At 40.6% G+C, this 15,513-nt stretch carries 14 protein-coding genes; 8 read left to right on the top strand and 6 right to left on the bottom strand.

The window, feature by feature from the left end; genetic code table 11:
- Positions 1–43 precede the first annotated feature (43 nt).
- Both rfbD and rfbA read left to right on the top strand, forming a co-directional pair.
- On the top strand, positions 44–910 hold the full coding sequence (gene rfbD / locus ABIB39_RS08315; protein WP_354428959.1) for a dTDP-4-dehydrorhamnose reductase: 867 nt from the start codon (positions 44–46) through the stop codon (positions 908–910).
- Between the two features lie 91 nt (positions 911–1,001).
- On the top strand, positions 1,002–1,868 hold the full coding sequence (gene rfbA / locus ABIB39_RS08320) for a glucose-1-phosphate thymidylyltransferase RfbA (RefSeq protein WP_354428961.1): 867 nt from the start codon (positions 1,002–1,004) through the stop codon (positions 1,866–1,868).
- Between the two features lie 245 nt (positions 1,869–2,113).
- On the opposite strand, the gene miaA is transcribed toward rfbA, so the two are convergent.
- The 6 genes from miaA to ABIB39_RS08350 form a co-directional block, all read right to left on the bottom strand.
- A complete protein-coding gene (miaA, locus tag ABIB39_RS08325; protein ID WP_354428962.1) occupies positions 2,114–3,040 on the bottom strand; it encodes a tRNA (adenosine(37)-N6)-dimethylallyltransferase MiaA in 927 nt (308 codons plus the stop codon).
- Between the two features lie 77 nt (positions 3,041–3,117).
- The gene (locus tag ABIB39_RS08330; RefSeq protein ID WP_354428964.1) at positions 3,118–3,759 is read right to left on the bottom strand and encodes an IS1096 element passenger TnpR family protein; all 642 of its coding nucleotides are present in this window, start codon (positions 3,757–3,759) and stop codon (positions 3,118–3,120) included.
- A gap of 37 nt (positions 3,760–3,796) precedes the next feature.
- Positions 3,797–5,209, bottom strand: a complete 1,413-nt coding sequence (locus tag ABIB39_RS08335) for a CCA tRNA nucleotidyltransferase (protein WP_354428966.1) — start codon at positions 5,207–5,209, stop codon at positions 3,797–3,799.
- A gap of 55 nt (positions 5,210–5,264) precedes the next feature.
- The gene (locus ABIB39_RS08340) at positions 5,265–5,831 is read right to left on the bottom strand and encodes an L-threonylcarbamoyladenylate synthase (protein ID WP_354428967.1); all 567 of its coding nucleotides are present in this window, start codon (positions 5,829–5,831) and stop codon (positions 5,265–5,267) included.
- Complete coding sequence (locus ABIB39_RS08345; protein ID WP_354428968.1) at positions 5,824–6,849, bottom strand: glycosyltransferase family 9 protein; 1,026 nt, start codon at positions 6,847–6,849, stop codon at positions 5,824–5,826. The genes ABIB39_RS08340 and ABIB39_RS08345 overlap by 8 nt, the downstream gene beginning before the upstream one ends.
- A gap of 69 nt (positions 6,850–6,918) precedes the next feature.
- Positions 6,919–7,734, bottom strand: coding sequence for a 2,3,4,5-tetrahydropyridine-2,6-dicarboxylate N-succinyltransferase (locus ABIB39_RS08350; protein WP_354428970.1), 816 nt, complete (start codon positions 7,732–7,734; stop codon positions 6,919–6,921).
- A gap of 80 nt (positions 7,735–7,814) precedes the next feature.
- Here ABIB39_RS08350 and ABIB39_RS08355 point away from each other — a divergent pair, with 80 nt between their 5' ends.
- From ABIB39_RS08355 to ABIB39_RS08380, 6 genes are all read left to right on the top strand, one after another.
- Positions 7,815–8,207 (top strand): RNA-binding S4 domain-containing protein, encoded by a 393-nt coding sequence (locus tag ABIB39_RS08355; RefSeq protein WP_354428973.1) that lies wholly within the window; start codon positions 7,815–7,817, stop codon positions 8,205–8,207.
- A gap of 224 nt (positions 8,208–8,431) precedes the next feature.
- The gene (locus ABIB39_RS08360) at positions 8,432–9,235 is read left to right on the top strand and encodes a polysaccharide biosynthesis/export family protein (protein WP_354428974.1); all 804 of its coding nucleotides are present in this window, start codon (positions 8,432–8,434) and stop codon (positions 9,233–9,235) included.
- 29 nt (positions 9,236–9,264) lie between these two features.
- A complete protein-coding gene (locus ABIB39_RS08365) occupies positions 9,265–11,637 on the top strand; it encodes a GumC family protein (protein ID WP_354428976.1) in 2,373 nt (790 codons plus the stop codon).
- A 42-nt stretch (positions 11,638–11,679) separates the two neighbouring features.
- Complete coding sequence (locus ABIB39_RS08370) at positions 11,680–12,990, top strand: nucleotide sugar dehydrogenase (RefSeq protein WP_354428977.1); 1,311 nt, start codon at positions 11,680–11,682, stop codon at positions 12,988–12,990.
- 44 nt (positions 12,991–13,034) lie between these two features.
- Complete coding sequence (locus ABIB39_RS08375) at positions 13,035–14,426, top strand: UDP-glucose 6-dehydrogenase (RefSeq protein WP_354428978.1); 1,392 nt, start codon at positions 13,035–13,037, stop codon at positions 14,424–14,426.
- 4 nt (positions 14,427–14,430) lie between these two features.
- Entirely contained in the window at positions 14,431–15,480 is a 1,050-nt protein-coding gene (locus tag ABIB39_RS08380; RefSeq protein ID WP_354428980.1) for an NAD-dependent epimerase, read from the top strand.
- Positions 15,481–15,513 lie beyond the last annotated feature (33 nt).

Here is a 15,513-nt window from a genome sequence, read left to right on the forward strand (position 1 = left end):
AGCAAATTGCATTATTGCAAAAGCTTATCCATATTAGCGCTATATGAGTAAAACAATCGTTTTTGGTGCTTCGGGCCAGTTAGGGCAATGTTTTAAAAGGCTTGTCGCCGATAGGGGTTTAGATTTTTTTATCTTCCCCGAAGAGGGCCGGGCCAATATATTAGACGTTGAGGGTTTGGAGAAATTATTCACCGAACATCAGCCCGATTACGCGATTAACTGCGCCGCATACACGGCTGTAGACAAAGCCGAAGACGATGCCGAAACCGCCGCTAAAGTAAACGTAAACGGGGTAGAAAACCTGGCAAGGTTATGCAGCAAGTACGACGCCACGCTTATTCATACCTCTACCGATTTTGTATTTAAGGGCGATAAGTCGTCTCCACTAAAAGAAGACAGTGAAGCTAAACCCATAAACGTTTACGGCCAAACTAAACTGGATGGCGAGCGTGTGATCCCGGTTTTACTGGATAAATATTTCACCATTCGTACGGGGTGGTTGTACTCCGAATTTGCAAATAACTTTGTAAAAACCATGCTTAAGCTTGGTGCCGAACGCGACGAACTTAAAGTAATTGCCGACCAGGCAGGTACGCCAACCTACGCTATCGATTTGGCGGAAGCCATTATTCATATTATCCAGTCGGATAGCACGGCATATGGGGTTTATCATTACAGCAACGAGGGCATCGCATCCTGGTACGACTTCGCCAAGGCTATATTCCAACTTTCGGCAACTGATGTGAAGGTTATACCGGTGCCAACCAGCGAATACAAAACACGCGCGGTAAGGCCGGCCTATTCGGTAATGGATAAAAGTAAGGTAAAACAAACATTTGGGCTACAAATTCCGTATTGGAGGGACAGCCTTGCAGTTTGCATTGGCAGGTTAAGACAACAAAACTTATAGATGTAGATTACAGATGTGCAGATGCGAAATGATGACTGGCACCCATTCGTCGTACCAATTACTAAATTAATAAATCACTAATTATCTTCATATGAAAGGTATCATATTAGCAGGCGGATCGGGCACAAGGCTTTACCCGATAACCAAGGCTATAAGTAAGCAATTGATGCCTATTTATGATAAGCCGATGATCTATTACCCGTTATCGGTTTTGATGCTGGCCGGTATAAACGAGATATTAATCATTACTACAGCCGAAGATAACCCCGGCTTTGTGCGCCTTTTAGGTAACGGTGAAGAGATAGGCTGCCGCTTTGAATACGCAATACAAGAAACACCAAACGGACTTGCTCAGGCTTTTGTCATAGGCGAGAAATTTATTGGTGATGATAAAGTAGCGCTGGTTTTGGGCGATAATATCTTTTACGGCTCGGGCTTTAGTAAACTGATCCAAAGCTTTAATGATGTAAACGGCGCTGCCATATTTGCATACCCAGTTGCCGACCCCGAACGTTATGGTGTGGTGGAGTTTGATAAGGATAATATTGCCGTATCTATCGAAGAGAAACCTGAAAACCCAAAATCTAAGTTTGCGGTACCGGGGCTTTACTTTTATGATAACAGCGTCGTAGAAATAGCTAAAAATATACAGCCATCCCCACGTGGCGAATACGAGATAACCGACGTGAACCGTGTTTACCTGGAACAGGGCAATTTGCATGTAGGTGTTATGGATAGGGGCACAGCCTGGCTGGATACCGGCACATTTGATTCGCTAAGCGATGCCACCGAGTTTGTGCGCGTGATAGAAAAACGCCAGGCAAAAAAGATTGGATGTATAGAAGAAGTTGCCTACCTGATGGGCTACATAAATGCCGAACAACTACAAGTATTGGCAAATAAGTACATCAAAAGCGGTTATGGGGCGTATATCCAATCGGTGCTGGATAACAGGTAACCTAAGTCAAGTAAAAGTGATGAGTAGAGGCAATTCCAAGTAGCTTTTAAAACATACGTAGCTAAGGAAGTATTTCAACATTTGTCCAAATGTTCACGCAATTTCGTTTTTTATAACTCGCTTGTAATCAACTATATATAGACACTTTTTGCGAGCTTAAAACGCAAATCACTAACAATCAGCTACTTGCGGTAAATGCACCGTGTGTTCATGCGTGAACGTGAACAAGCATGATAAACAATAAGTTAAATATTCTTGTTGGCGATCTCCAACAGTATATTTTCTACAAGCTTTTCGTCGCTTGCATCCATCCAGATCACTTCTTTATCTTTACGAAACCAGGTGAGTTGCCTTTTGGCAAAGCGGCGGGTGTTTTGTTTGATCTTGTCGATAGCCGTATCCATATCGGTTTTGCCGTCAAAAAAGTCGAACAGTTCTGAGTAACCCACCGTGTTTAAGGCGTTGTATTCACGAAATGGTTTTAATGCGGCAACTTCCTCCGGTAAACCATCTTTCACCATTAAATCTACCCGGCGGTTTATCCTAACATACAATTTATCGCGCTGCATGTCCAACCCAAACTTAATGATATTAAAAGGCCGGTGGATGATTTTAGAAGTGCGGTAAAATGAAATTGGCTTGCCCGTGGCCTCAAAGACTTCCAAAGCTCTTATAACGCGCTGTGGGTTGCTTATGTCTACTTCGTTGTAATATGTGGGGTCAACTTCTTTTAGTCGTTCCTGAAGGGCTGTGATACCGTTTTCGGCAAGCTCGGTATTCAGACGGTCGCGAATGTCGGGGTCAGCCGTAGGTAATTCATCAAATCCTTCGGTAATGGCACGGATGTACAAGCCAGAGCCACCTGCCATAATAACCACATCGTGTTTCTCAAATAATCCCGTGAGGAGTTTCATCCCCTCGCGCTCAAAATCGCCTACGGAGAATGGCTCGGTTATACTATGCGAATTAATAAAATAATGCACAGCTGCAGCCAATTCTTCATTAGTAGGCTTAGCTGTGCCGATAGACATTTCGCGAAAAAATTGCCTGGAATCTGCAGAAACAACAACCGTATTAAAATGTTGCGCCAGGCTAATAGCCGCCGCGGTTTTACCTGACGCCGTAGGGCCGGAAATTACAATAAGGGTTTTATTTGTGAGTTGATGGTTCATAGTTGAAAGATCATGGTAATTGCCATGTTAATATTTTTAGGGTTTGCTATGAACCATGAACTATAGGTTGTCGACCATTAATAATCGTCGCGGCCCGGTTTATCTTCATCTTCAAATTCAGCATCATCGCCAAAGCCAAATTCGTCTCCTTCTTCCTCTTCTTTCTTTTCTTCTTCGTCTCCGGCACCGGTATCGGTTACTTCAGAAAATTCGTCAGCGTCATCATGGTTATATGCCATTTCATTTAAGAAATCGAAATCCCCGTCTGGCGCCTCAACTGTTTCAACAGCAGAGTTAAATACATTGCCAAATTGCTTAGGCGCTTCGCCAACCGAACGTACAACAGCAGGGTAGGTAACACCCGGCGCGTCGTCAAGTATAATTTTCATCAGCTCCACATGAAAATCAAATGGCCTGTCGAAATTGAAGGTATAGTAGAACTTTTGGTGCGGATCGTCAATAAAGCTGCTCAATTTTATTTTTTCCATCAACGGCACCTTACGGTCGATACGTTTTTGGTTTGGCATGTAGGTGATCTCTTCACCCTTCATCCATTGGTCGTTGCTGATATAAAAAGAGGACGGAAATTCGGGGCTATAACCTGTAGACTGATGTATCGCCTTATGAAGATCTTCGAATGTTTGGTTTGATTTTACATCGATATCCCGGGAAACGTCGTCATAATCTTCAAAAGTAACCCTGAACCTGTATAGTGCCATTTTATAAGTAGTTTTTTGTCAAAAATAGTAATGATGATTAATTTGTGTTTGCAACAACTTTCAAGCCAATTTCTTGCCCTTTTGCAATTGTAAAGTTTATTGCTGCTTCGCGTTGGTTCGGGATCTCGCCTTCCAGTATCGCTTCGCGGATCTTATTTTTAATAATACCCACCTCACGCCCTTCGCCAATACCAAAAAGTTGCATGATATCCAGCCCGGTTACCGGCGGCTGCCAGTTACGGATATTATCGCGTTCTTCAACATCTTTCAGCTTTTGCTGTACCAGTTCAAAGTTGTTGCGGTATTTTTTAACCTTATATTCGTTTTTAGTAGTAATATCTGCCTTGCATAGTAGCATCAGTGCTTCTATGTCATCGCCAGCCTCGAACAATAATCGGCGCACAGCAGAATCTGTAACGATAGATTGCGACAGTACGATTGGCCTCAAATGCAGCTGCACCAGCTTTTGCACCAGTTTCATTTTCTCGTTAAGCGGCAGCTTTAGCTGCGCGAAGATCTTAGGGACCATACGTGCGCCTTTGTCCTCGTGCCCGTGAAACGTCCACCCGTGGCTTGGTTCGAAGCGTTTGGTTGGCGGCTTGGCAATATCATGCAATATAGCCGACCATCGCAGCCAAAGGTCATCGGTAGTTTCGCAGATGTTATCGAGCACCTGCAGGGTATGGTAAAAGTTATCCTTATGCCCTTTGCCGTTGATGATCTCTACGCCGTAAAGCGCAACCATCTGTGGGAAGATAATGTTTAGCATCCCGGTATCAAACAGGTAGTTAAAACCTATTGATGGTTTGGGTGACAGGATGATCTTGTTCAATTCGTCGGTTATGCGTTCCTGAGATACTATTTTGATGCGGTGCAGGTTGCTTTTAATGGCAGCTAACGCCTTGTCGTCGATTGTAAAATCCAACTGACTGGCAAACCGGATAGCCCGCATCATGCGGAGCGGATCGTCAGAAAAAGTTTCGACGGGGTTTAACGGGGTACGGATGAGTTTTGCCTCAAGGTCTGCAATGCCACCAAAAGGGTCTATTAATTCCCCAAATTGTGAACTATGGAGAGCGATAGCGAGTGCATTTATGGTGAAATCGCGACGCTTTTGGTCGTCCTCAAGCGTTCCATTTTCAACAATTGGCTTTCGCGAGTCTGAACGGTAGCTTTCTTTGCGGGCACCTACAAATTCAACCTCAACATCCTGGTAGCGTAGCATGGCAGTACCAAAGTTTTTAAATACCGATATCTTAACGTTTAACTTTGCGGCTACTGCTTCTGCAAATTCTATCCCATTACCTAAAATTACAATATCGATGTCTTTAGAGGGGCGATTAAGGAAAATATCACGCACGTAACCGCCAATTGCGTAGGCCTGTACATTTTGTTCGGCAGCAAGTTTAGAAATAACAGAAAATACCGGATGTTGCAGGTGTTGTTTCATAAGGATGCTGCGAACAGGCTTGTATTACGCCGCAAATTTAGCGATTATATAAAAATTAACGGCGAATAAATTCGAAACCGCCATTTGGGTTCAACCTCATGATGGTTGATGGCTTCTTTATCTCGGTGCTATATTGGTCAATGTCAACCACATAATCAACCCCATCAATGATATCCTGGTCTATTTTTCCAAAGTATTGTGGCGATGGCTGGCCGCTTATATTGGCTGACGTGCTTACCAAAGGCTTGCGTAAACGCTGTATTAGTTGCTGGCAAAAAGGGTGGCTGGTTACCCTGACGCCTACACTGCCATCCCCGGCAATCAGCGCGGGCGAAATATTTTTAGCGCCCGGCATCACCAAGGTAAGGGGGCTTTCGGCGTATTCTATCAGGTCGTAAGCAATATCGGGCACCTCGCCAATGTAGGTTTGCAGCTTATTGTCGATATCCAGGAGGATGATCATGCTTTTACTTTCCTCGCGCTGTTTAAGGGCGTAGATCTTTTTTACGGCATCGGTATTGGTAGCATCACAGCCAATACCCCAGATGGTATCGGTAGGGTACAGGATGATTCCGCCATCCTGCAAAATTTTTAGCGCCTTGTTTACTTCGTCTTTAAGCATGATTGAGGTGCAAACTTAATGCTTTTATTATTTTTATTTCATCAAGCATCTGCATGCACTTGGGTACCCCATATAATTTGCAGGTATTGCGCACGCACGGCTCACATATCAACCCACCATAACGGATGATTTGCAAATTCTGTTTATTGTAGGGGGCGGTGTTGGTTTCATCGCCCGCGCCAAACAAAACCACGGTAGGTGTACCCAAAGCATTTGCAAGATGCGCCGGGCCGGAGTCGGTAGTCAAAACGGCTTTGCTTGCGGCCATGGTTTCGGCAAGGCCTTTTAAATTGGTTTTACCCGCCAGGTTTTGTAACCTGTCGGGATTATCAAGGCCTGCCAGTAACTTATCAATAAATGCAGTTTCATTTGGGGAGCCAACAAATAAGAAGGTAATATTTTTAAATGTATTGGTAAGTGTATTGATAATACTGCGCCCTTTCTCCACAGGCATCCTGCGTGATGAAGCTTCGGAATTGAAGTTGATGATAACAGTTTCTTTAGCATCGCCAATTTGCACGGCATCCAACTTAATAGTTTTGTGGGTGATGATCTTACCTGTGAATTGTTCCAGTAGGTAAACGTACTCATCCACTCGATGCAGGTTGACAGGTTTCTTAAACGACCGTGTTAGCAGGAACATGCCGCCCTCCTTATTAAAACCGACGCGTTGCCTGGCGCCGGTTGCCCATGCCATTACGAATGACGAAAGGGAGTGAGGTAGGTTGAAAAAGACATCATACCGTTCGGCACGCAGGGTTTTACCAAAGCGATAAACACCTCCAAGGCCTTTGTATTCTTGTTTCGAAAAAAGGTGAATCTTATTTAAACCGGGGATAAGCGAGGCAATACCTCCCAATTCTTTTTTGATGATTACATCTATCAATGCATCAGGGTAAAGCTGCTTTACTGCATTAATAAACGCGGTACTCATTACCACATCACCAAGCCAGTTAGGCAGGCGGATGAGAATTTTTGGATTTGAGACTTGGGATATGAGATTTGAGACAGGCTGCATAATCTAAGCTTTGTAAGAACATGCTAAAGCGAATCTCAAATCTAATATCTCACATCTCATATATATGTATTATACTGCTACGTTATTCTCCCTTAAAGCATCATTTAAAGACGTTTTTTTATCGGTCGAATCTTTTCGTTTACCAATAATTAATGCACAAGGCACCTGGTAATCGCCGGCAGGGAATTTTTTAGTGTATGAACCCGGAATAACTACCGAGCGGGCAGGTACACGGCCTTTATATTCAATTGGCTCGGGGCCGGTTACATCAATAATTTTGGTAGATGCGGTTAATACTACGTTAGCGCCTAAAACGGCTTCGCTTTCTACGTGCACACCTTCAACTACAATTGCACGGGAGCCCAGGAAGCAGTTATCTTCGATAATTACAGGGGCAGCCTGCACAGGCTCTAATACACCACCAATACCAACGCCGCCGCTTAAATGTACATGCTTGCCAATTTGCGCGCATGAACCTACGGTAGCCCAGGTATCAACCATGGTACCTTCATCAACATACGCGCCGATGTTTACGTACGATGGCATCAGGATAACGCCTTTTGCTAAATAAGCGCCGTAGCGGGCAATAGCATGAGGTACCACGCGTACACCAAGTTCTTTATAGTTAGTTTTTAGTTTCATTTTATCATGAAACACAAACGGGCCGGTTTTAATTTCTTCCATAGCGCGTGTAGGGAAGTATAATATAACCGCCTTTTTTATCCAGTCGTTAGTATGCCAGCGGGTGCCAATCAATTCGGCAACGCGTATTTCACCTTTGTCAAGGCGTTCAATAACGGTATTTATGGCATTAATGTAGTCGTTTTCACTCAATAGGCTGCGGTTATCCCAGGCATCCTCAATCATTTTTTTAAGGTCGATCATTACAGAATATAAATTTTGTCAAATTAAAGGAATTTTAAGGAGATTTGTTTGATAGTAGTGTTAAGAATATAGAGAGCGCCATGGCTGAGAAAGAAAAACTAAGAATTGATAAATATTTATGGTCTATACGTGCGTTTAAAACGCGTACCATGGCGTCTGACGCCTGCAAGGCGGGGCGTGTGAAACTGCAGGGTAATAATATAAAGCCATCGCACGAGGTTAAGGTGGGCGAGGTGTACACCGTTTCTAAAGGCCCCGATAAGCGCACATTAAAAGTAACCGGGTTGCTGGAAAGCCGCACCGATGCCAAAAAAGCCGTTTTGTTTTATGAAGACATCACCCCTGAGGAAGAAACGCATGCGTTTAAATCTGCATTCCACACACCTATTTTAAGCCGCGACAGAGGCACAGGCCGCCCAACAAAACGGGACCGTCGTGAGATCGATGATTTAAAAGACGATTTTTTTAATTAATTGAAACAATTAAATTGTTAAAATGTTTATCGGTCTCATCAACTATGGCATGCTTATAAATTTTACATTTTGTAACTAAGATTGATTGTAATAAAAGCAATAAATATCAGTAATACATATGTATAATATGGGAATATGGTAACGCTGTATAAGGGTAACCAATTAATTATGGTTGATAATTATATAAAAAAGTCTACTTTTGCCCCAAATACCATGAAGAACATATGAAAAAAAATATCTACCTTAACGTTTGTTTGTTTTTAAGTATTACAGCATTATTATCTTCTTGTGTTTCTCAAAAAGAAATAGTTTATTTTCAAAAAGGAATTAATCAGTCAGATACTATAAGCGTATCGCAGGTTTACGTTCCTAAAATACAACCCGGCGATATACTGTCCATACCCGTTAGTTCGTTAAACCCGGCAGCCAGCAGTTTTTTTAACCCATATAGTAATGCAGCGCCAGTTACGCCGGATCCGGGTACATTAAACATCACACCATCATTATCGGCTGCAAATGGTTATCTGGTAGACGCGTCCGGCTTAATTGAGTTCCCTATCATAGGCTCTATTAAAGTAGGCGGCCTTACAACTTCTCAAGCCCGCGATACCATAAAAAACAGGCTTAAAGTTACCTATCTTAAAGAGCCTACAGTTACTGTAAGATTTTTGAATTATAAGATCTCCATTATGGGTGAAGTAGCCCGTCCGTCGGTATATGTTATACCCAATGAAAAAGTAACCCTGCCCGAAGCTTTATCGATGGCCGGCGACCTTACAATTTATGCTAAACGAGAAAATGTTTTAATAATAAGGGATAACAGCGACGGAAAAAAAGAATTTGGAAGGGTTAACCTTAATAACAGGGAAGTATTTAATTCGCCTTACTACTATCTTCACTCAGGGGATGTGATCTACGTTGAACAGGGTAAAGCAAAAGCCGCGCAAAGTGACCAAGCCTACAGAATTTTACCAATTATTTTGAGCGCGTTAACAGTAATCGGTTTTTTAATCTATCGCTTTAAATAGCATCTATCCTATAAAGAACATTCATTTTTATGGCAAACAATATTGATTTAAATAATCTGGACAATGACGAAGAAAAAGACTTTAGCCTTCGTGAAGCACTACATAAGTATATAAGTAACTGGGGTTGGTTTTTGTTCTCGATAGTGCTTGCCTCTGTTTTAGCATTTACATTTATAAAGCTTACCACTCCACTGTTTCAAATCGAGACAGACCTTTTAATAAAAGACAATAAAGGCAGTTTAGATGGCCAGGCCGATCTTTTAAAAGATCTTGATTTGTTTTCATCTGATAAGATCATTGATAATGAGATGCAGATCTTAAAGTCATACACTATTTTAGATAGGGTAGTGAGTGCTTTAGAATTGCAAACATCTTATTACATGACCGGGGGCGTAAGAAACAGGGCCATTTACGGTAATTTGCCCTATAAAGTACAATTATTAAAACCGGCTAATGCTTTAGATTACTCGCTTATTTATTCCATGCGTTTATTAAACGTAAACCAAGTAGAAATTAACGGCAAAAAGTACCCTGTAAATAAACCATTTAATTTTGAAGCTGGCTCTGCTATAGTAGTGGTTAAATCATTTAACCCGGCTGAAATAAACAATACGATGGATGTGGTATTTAATGATGCTACAAATGTTGTAGAAACCCTTAATAACAAAATTACCATAACACCTGTAAGTAAGCAGGGAACAGTATTAATAATAACACTTGAGGATGCCATACCTAAAAGGGGTAAGGATATATTAGACAGGCTTATTTACGAATATAATAAGGCGGCTGTTGATGATAAAAACAAAGTTACCTCAACTACATTAGCATTCATTGAAGGCCGATTACAAAAACTGCAAGAGGAGCTTGGTACGGCAGAAATGAAAGTGGAGAACTATAAATCAGGTAATAAGATCACTGACATTAGCGCGCAATCACAAATATTCTTACAAAGTGTACAAAGCAATGATGCCGAACTGAGTAAGGTAAATATTCAATTGGGTGTTTTAAGGAATATTGAAAGGTACCTTGCAGGTACAAGTACAGGGCAGGCTCAAATACCATCGATGCTGGGTATTGATGACCCAACCTTGTTAAGCCTTGTAAACCAAATAGGCGAAGCGCAATTGAAAAAAAATAGTCTGTTGCAGACTGTGCCGGCTACAAACCCTATTGTTACCTCTATCAGCGATCAAATAAATTCTTTAAAAGATGCCATAACTTTATCGGTAAAAAACCTGCGTGATGGTTTAGAAACTATAAAGCAGCAATTAGAAAGAAAAAACACAACCTTTCAATCGGTAATTAGCCAGGTTCCATCTAAAGAAAGGGGCTTGCTTGATGTAATGCGCCAGCAGGAGATCAAAAACAATTTATTTACTTACTTGCTGCAAAAAAGGGAAGAATCGGAAATATCATTGGCCTCTACGGCGGCAGACAGCCGTACGATTGATTCTGCAAGAAGTACAAAATCACCTGTTAAACCTGTTAAGCCGCTTATTTTTGGTATATTTTTGGTATTTGGGCTTATTATCCCGGCAGCTGTTATTTACTTGAAAGACATGCTTAACTTTAAAGTATTAAAGCGCCAGGATATTGAAAAAGTTACTAAAGCGCCAATTTTGGCCGAGGTATCTCACTCAACAGATTCATCTGCATTGCTTGTTGCTACCAAACCACGATCTATGGTTGCTGAGCAATTAAGAGCGTTACGTACGAACTTAAATTTTGTTATCCCCGGCAATGCACAGAAAACTTTATTGTTTACCTCAAGTATAAGTGGTGAAGGTAAATCGTTTATATCACTTAACCTGGGGGCAAGTTTAGCCATGTCTGGCAAAAAGGTGGTTATTTTAGAGCTCGATTTGCGTAAACCAAAACTTAGCGCCGGGTTAGAGATTGATAACTTCAAAGGTTTATCTAATTATTTAATAGGTGAAGTTGATTACAAAGATATTGTGACGAAAGTGCCGCAGCAGGAGAATTATTATATTATATCAAGCGGGCCTATACCCCCAAATCCTGCCGAATTGTTACTTAACGGTAAGATAAAAGAATTGATAGAAAAGCTAAGATTGGATTTTGATTACATACTATTAGATGCCCCCCCTATTGGCTTGGTTACTGACGCACAAATTTTAAGCGAATTCTCTGATGCAACAATGTTCATTGTTCGGCATAATTACACGGCAAAGAGTCATATTTATTCTATAGATAATTTCTACAGAACCAAAAAGTTTGCAAACCTTAATATTGTAATGAACTCTATTGATACAAAAGGAGGTTACGGTTACGGTTACGGCTATGGTTATGGCTATGGTTACGGCTATGGTGGTTATTATCAAGAGGGTGATGATTCAGAATCTAAAAAAGGATTGTTTAGTTTTTTAAAGAAGAAGAAATAAAATACGGTCTTTTTTAATAATTCATACTTTATCCAGTAATTAATGTTTGTGCCAACTGAAGATATTGATAGTACCAAACCACTAAAAATTGCCGTGATAGGGTTGGGTTATGTTGGCTTACCCCTGGCTATCGAATTTGGAAAAAAATATCAGGTTACTGGTTACGATATAAATGAGGCAAGGATCCGCGCATTAATTGGAGGGTATGATAGTACGTTAGAAGCCGAAGCTAATATTTTAAATATTATTAATGATAAAGGCTTTAATGAAGGTTTTAGATTAGCCTTTACCAATAACGTTAGTGACATACAGGATTGTAATGTGTTTATTATAACTGTCCCCACGCCATTAGATCAGTTTAAATCTCCGGATCTTACACAGCTAAAAGAGGCGTCAAAAATTGTTGGAAAGGCATTAAAAGCGAACGATCTGGTAATTTATGAATCTACGGTTTATCCGGGATGTACAGAAGATGATTGCGTACCTGTCTTAGTAGAAAATAGTGGTCTTATATATAATCGTGATTTTTTTTGCGGCTATTCGCCCGAGCGTATTAACCCTGGTGATAAGATAAATACTTTAACCAACATTAAAAAAGTGACATCGGGTTCAACGCCAGAGGCAGCAGACATTGTTGATAAGCTATATAACTCGATAATAACTGCCGGTACACATAAGGCCCCAAGTATAAAAGTTGCTGAAGCATCAAAGGCGATAGAAAATGCACAAAGAGATATCAATATATCGTTTATAAATGAGTTGGCACTGATATTTGACAGAATGGGAATTGATACCACTGATGTGCTGGAGGCAGCTGGTACTAAATGGAATTTTTTGAAATATAAGCCAGGTTTGGTTGGTGGGCATTGTATTGGGGTTGATCCCTATTATTTAGCTCACAAGGCAGAATCGTTAGGGTATCATCCACAGGTAATATTATCCGGGCGGCGTATAAATGATAATATGGGCGTATTTATAGCCAACAAGGTTATAAAGCTTTTGATCAAAAAAAATCATAATGTAAAGAACGCCAAAACATTAATATTGGGAATAACATTTAAAGAAAATTGCCCGGATATTAGAAATACCAGAGTTATTGATATATATAACGAGCTGATTCAATTAGGAATGTCTGTTGATGTTTTTGACCCATGGGCAAATGCGCAAGAGGTTAAAGAGCAGTACGATATAAAATTAATTGATAACATTAGCAAAACTTATGATGCCGTTATTTTGGCAGTTGCGCATACCCAGTTTACTAAAATTGATTTTAGTTCGATTAAAAACGCTAATGCTGTCATATTCGATATAAAATCAGTACTGCCCAGAGATATAATTGACGGGAGATTATAACACAGAGTTAAGATAAAAATATAATAACAGCTAAACACAATAAGGTGAAAATTACAAACATATGTTGTATTGGTGCAGGTTACGTTGGTGGCCCTACAATGGCCGTAATGGCTCATAAGTGCCCGCACATAAAAGTAACCGTAGTAGATCTTAATCAAGACAGGATTAATGCCTGGAACGATTCCGATACTAAAAACATCCCTATTTATGAACCTGGTTTAAGCGATATTGTTGCTGAGGCCCGGGGGCGTAATTTGTTTTTTTCAACCGAAGTTGATAAAGCAATTGATGAAGCACAGATGATATTTATATCTGTAAACACCCCAACTAAAACATATGGTTCTGGTAAAGGGATGGCTGCAGATTTGAAATATATAGAGCTTTGTGCAAGGCAAATTGCAAGCGTATCAAAAAATGATAAAATAGTTGTTGAAAAATCAACGCTGCCTGTGCGTACAGCAGAGGCCATAAAAAGTATACTTGATAATACAGGTAATGGTGTTCAGTTTCAGATATTATCAAACCCTGAATTTTTAGCAGAAGGTACCGCAGTTACAGATTTGCTTGATCCCGATCGGGTATTAATTGGTGGCGATACCAATGAGGCAGGCCAGGAAGCTGTAAAGGCTTTAGTTGAAATATATGCGAACTGGGTTAATCCTGAAAACATACTTACTACTAATGTTTGGTCTTCAGAATTGTCAAAACTTACAGCTAATGCGTTTCTTGCTCAACGTATATCATCAATTAACGCTTTGTCTGAACTTTGTGAAAAAACAGGTGCCGATATTAGCGAAGTTGCCAAGGCAATTGGGAAAGATAGCCGTATAGGGCCTAAATTTTTAAATGCGTCAGTAGGATTTGGCGGGTCATGTTTTCAAAAGGACATTCTTAATTTGGTTTACATAGCAGGGTCGTACGGTTTAACAGAGGTTGCGCATTACTGGGAACAGGTTATAACTATGAACGATCACCAAAAAAGAAGATTTAGTAATAAAATTGTTAAAATGCTTTATAATACTGTTTCGGGTAAACGTATAGCATTTTTGGGTTGGGCATTTAAAAAGGATACGAATGATACTCGCGAGTCGGCCGCTATATATGTAGCCGATCACTTGATCCAGGAGCAGGCTAATATTATAGTTTACGACCCGAAGGTAGAAGAAAATCAAATTTATGGCGATTTAAACTATCTGCAAACACGCAACGCCGAGGAAAATAAAAAGGCCGTTCAGATTAGTACAGACCCTTACGAGGCTTGTAAGGGTGCACACGCAGTAGCTATTTTAACAGAATGGGACGAATTTAAAAGCTATGATTGGCAAAAAATATATGACAGCATGCTTAAACCTGCATTTATTTTTGATGGCAGGAATCTTTTATCTGCAGAAACTATGATGGAAATAGGCTTTAATTACACAACAATAGGAAAATAAGGCTATGAAAATATTAGTTACAGGCGCGGCTGGCTTTATAGGGTTTCATTTGGCTAACCAGTTAATAAAGAATGGTGATGAAGTGATAGGGTTTGATAATATTAATGATTATTACGACGTAAATCTAAAATATGGCCGTTTAAATGAAAGCGGTATAGACATTAAATTAATTGAAGAAGGTAAGCTTATACAGAGTTCAAAGTTTAAGACTTACCACTTTATTAAAGCCGACCTTGAAGACAGCGAATTATTAACTAAACTTTTTAAGGAGCAAAACTTTGATGCAGTTGTTAATTTGGCAGCTCAGGCGGGTGTACGCTATTCTATAGAAAACCCTAAAGCCTATATTAAATCAAATATTGAAGGTTTCATAAATATTTTGGAAGCTTGCAGGTATTACCCTGTTAAGCATTTGGTATATGCATCTTCAAGTTCTGTTTATGGTGCAAATACAAAAATGCCATTCCATGTTCAAGATCCGGTAAACCACCCGGTTTCGGTATATGCGGCTACCAAACGGTCAAATGAATTGCTGGCGCATACTTATAGCCATTTGTTTAATATCAATACTACCGGCCTGCGTTTCTTTACCGTTTACGGCCCATGGGGGAGGCCGGATATGGCACCAATGTTATTTGCCGATGCTGTGCTTAATGGCAGGGCTATTAAGGTTTTTAATAACGGAAATATGCAGCGCGATTTTACTTACGTTACAGATATTGTTGACGGGGTTATTGCGGTGCTGGATAAACCTGCTGCACCTAACCCGGAGTGGAATGGCGACAGCCCAGACAGTTCATCTTCTTACGCCCCATTTCGCATATACAACATAGGCAACTCTAAACCGGTTAAGCTTATGGATTTTATAAGTGCTATGGAAAAAGCTTTAGGCGTAACGGCCAATAAAGATTTTATGGACATGCAGCCGGGCGATGTGCTTGCAACCTGGGCAGATGTAGAGAACTTGAAAGAGGACGTTGGTTATAGCCCATCTACCTTAGTTGATGAAGGCGTAAACGAATTTATACTTTGGTACAAAGAATATTATAAATAACCACATGCTGACCAGAAACAGATGTGCAATGTG

Source organism: Mucilaginibacter sp. UYP27 (genome assembly GCF_040547175.1).
GTDB lineage: Bacteria > Bacteroidota > Bacteroidia > Sphingobacteriales > Sphingobacteriaceae > Mucilaginibacter.

What these genes read in the sequence shown, in the direction of transcription:
- ABIB39_RS08355 (WP_354428973.1), top strand. Translation starts at nt 7,815, where the DNA reads ATGGCTGAGAAAGAAAAACTAAGAATTGATAAATATTTATGGTCTATA.
- ABIB39_RS08340 (WP_354428967.1), bottom strand. Translation starts at nt 5,831, where the DNA reads ATGCTTAAAGACGAAGTAAACAAGGCGCTAAAAATTTTGCAGGATGGC.
- miaA (WP_354428962.1), bottom strand. Translation starts at nt 3,040, where the DNA reads ATGAACCATCAACTCACAAATAAAACCCTTATTGTAATTTCCGGCCCT.
- ABIB39_RS08370 (WP_354428977.1), top strand. Translation starts at nt 11,680, where the DNA reads ATGTTTGTGCCAACTGAAGATATTGATAGTACCAAACCACTAAAAATT.
- ABIB39_RS08335 (WP_354428966.1), bottom strand. Translation starts at nt 5,209, where the DNA reads ATGAAACAACACCTGCAACATCCGGTATTTTCTGTTATTTCTAAACTT.
- ABIB39_RS08350 (WP_354428970.1), bottom strand. Translation starts at nt 7,734, where the DNA reads ATGATCGACCTTAAAAAAATGATTGAGGATGCCTGGGATAACCGCAGC.
- ABIB39_RS08330 (WP_354428964.1), bottom strand. Translation starts at nt 3,759, where the DNA reads ATGGCACTATACAGGTTCAGGGTTACTTTTGAAGATTATGACGACGTT.
- ABIB39_RS08360 (WP_354428974.1), top strand. Translation starts at nt 8,432, where the DNA reads ATGAAAAAAAATATCTACCTTAACGTTTGTTTGTTTTTAAGTATTACA.
- ABIB39_RS08380 (WP_354428980.1), top strand. Translation starts at nt 14,431, where the DNA reads ATGAAAATATTAGTTACAGGCGCGGCTGGCTTTATAGGGTTTCATTTG.
- ABIB39_RS08365 (WP_354428976.1), top strand. Translation starts at nt 9,265, where the DNA reads ATGGCAAACAATATTGATTTAAATAATCTGGACAATGACGAAGAAAAA.
- rfbA (WP_354428961.1), top strand. Translation starts at nt 1,002, where the DNA reads ATGAAAGGTATCATATTAGCAGGCGGATCGGGCACAAGGCTTTACCCG.
- ABIB39_RS08345 (WP_354428968.1), bottom strand. Translation starts at nt 6,849, where the DNA reads ATGCAGCCTGTCTCAAATCTCATATCCCAAGTCTCAAATCCAAAAATT.
- rfbD (WP_354428959.1), top strand. Translation starts at nt 44, where the DNA reads ATGAGTAAAACAATCGTTTTTGGTGCTTCGGGCCAGTTAGGGCAATGT.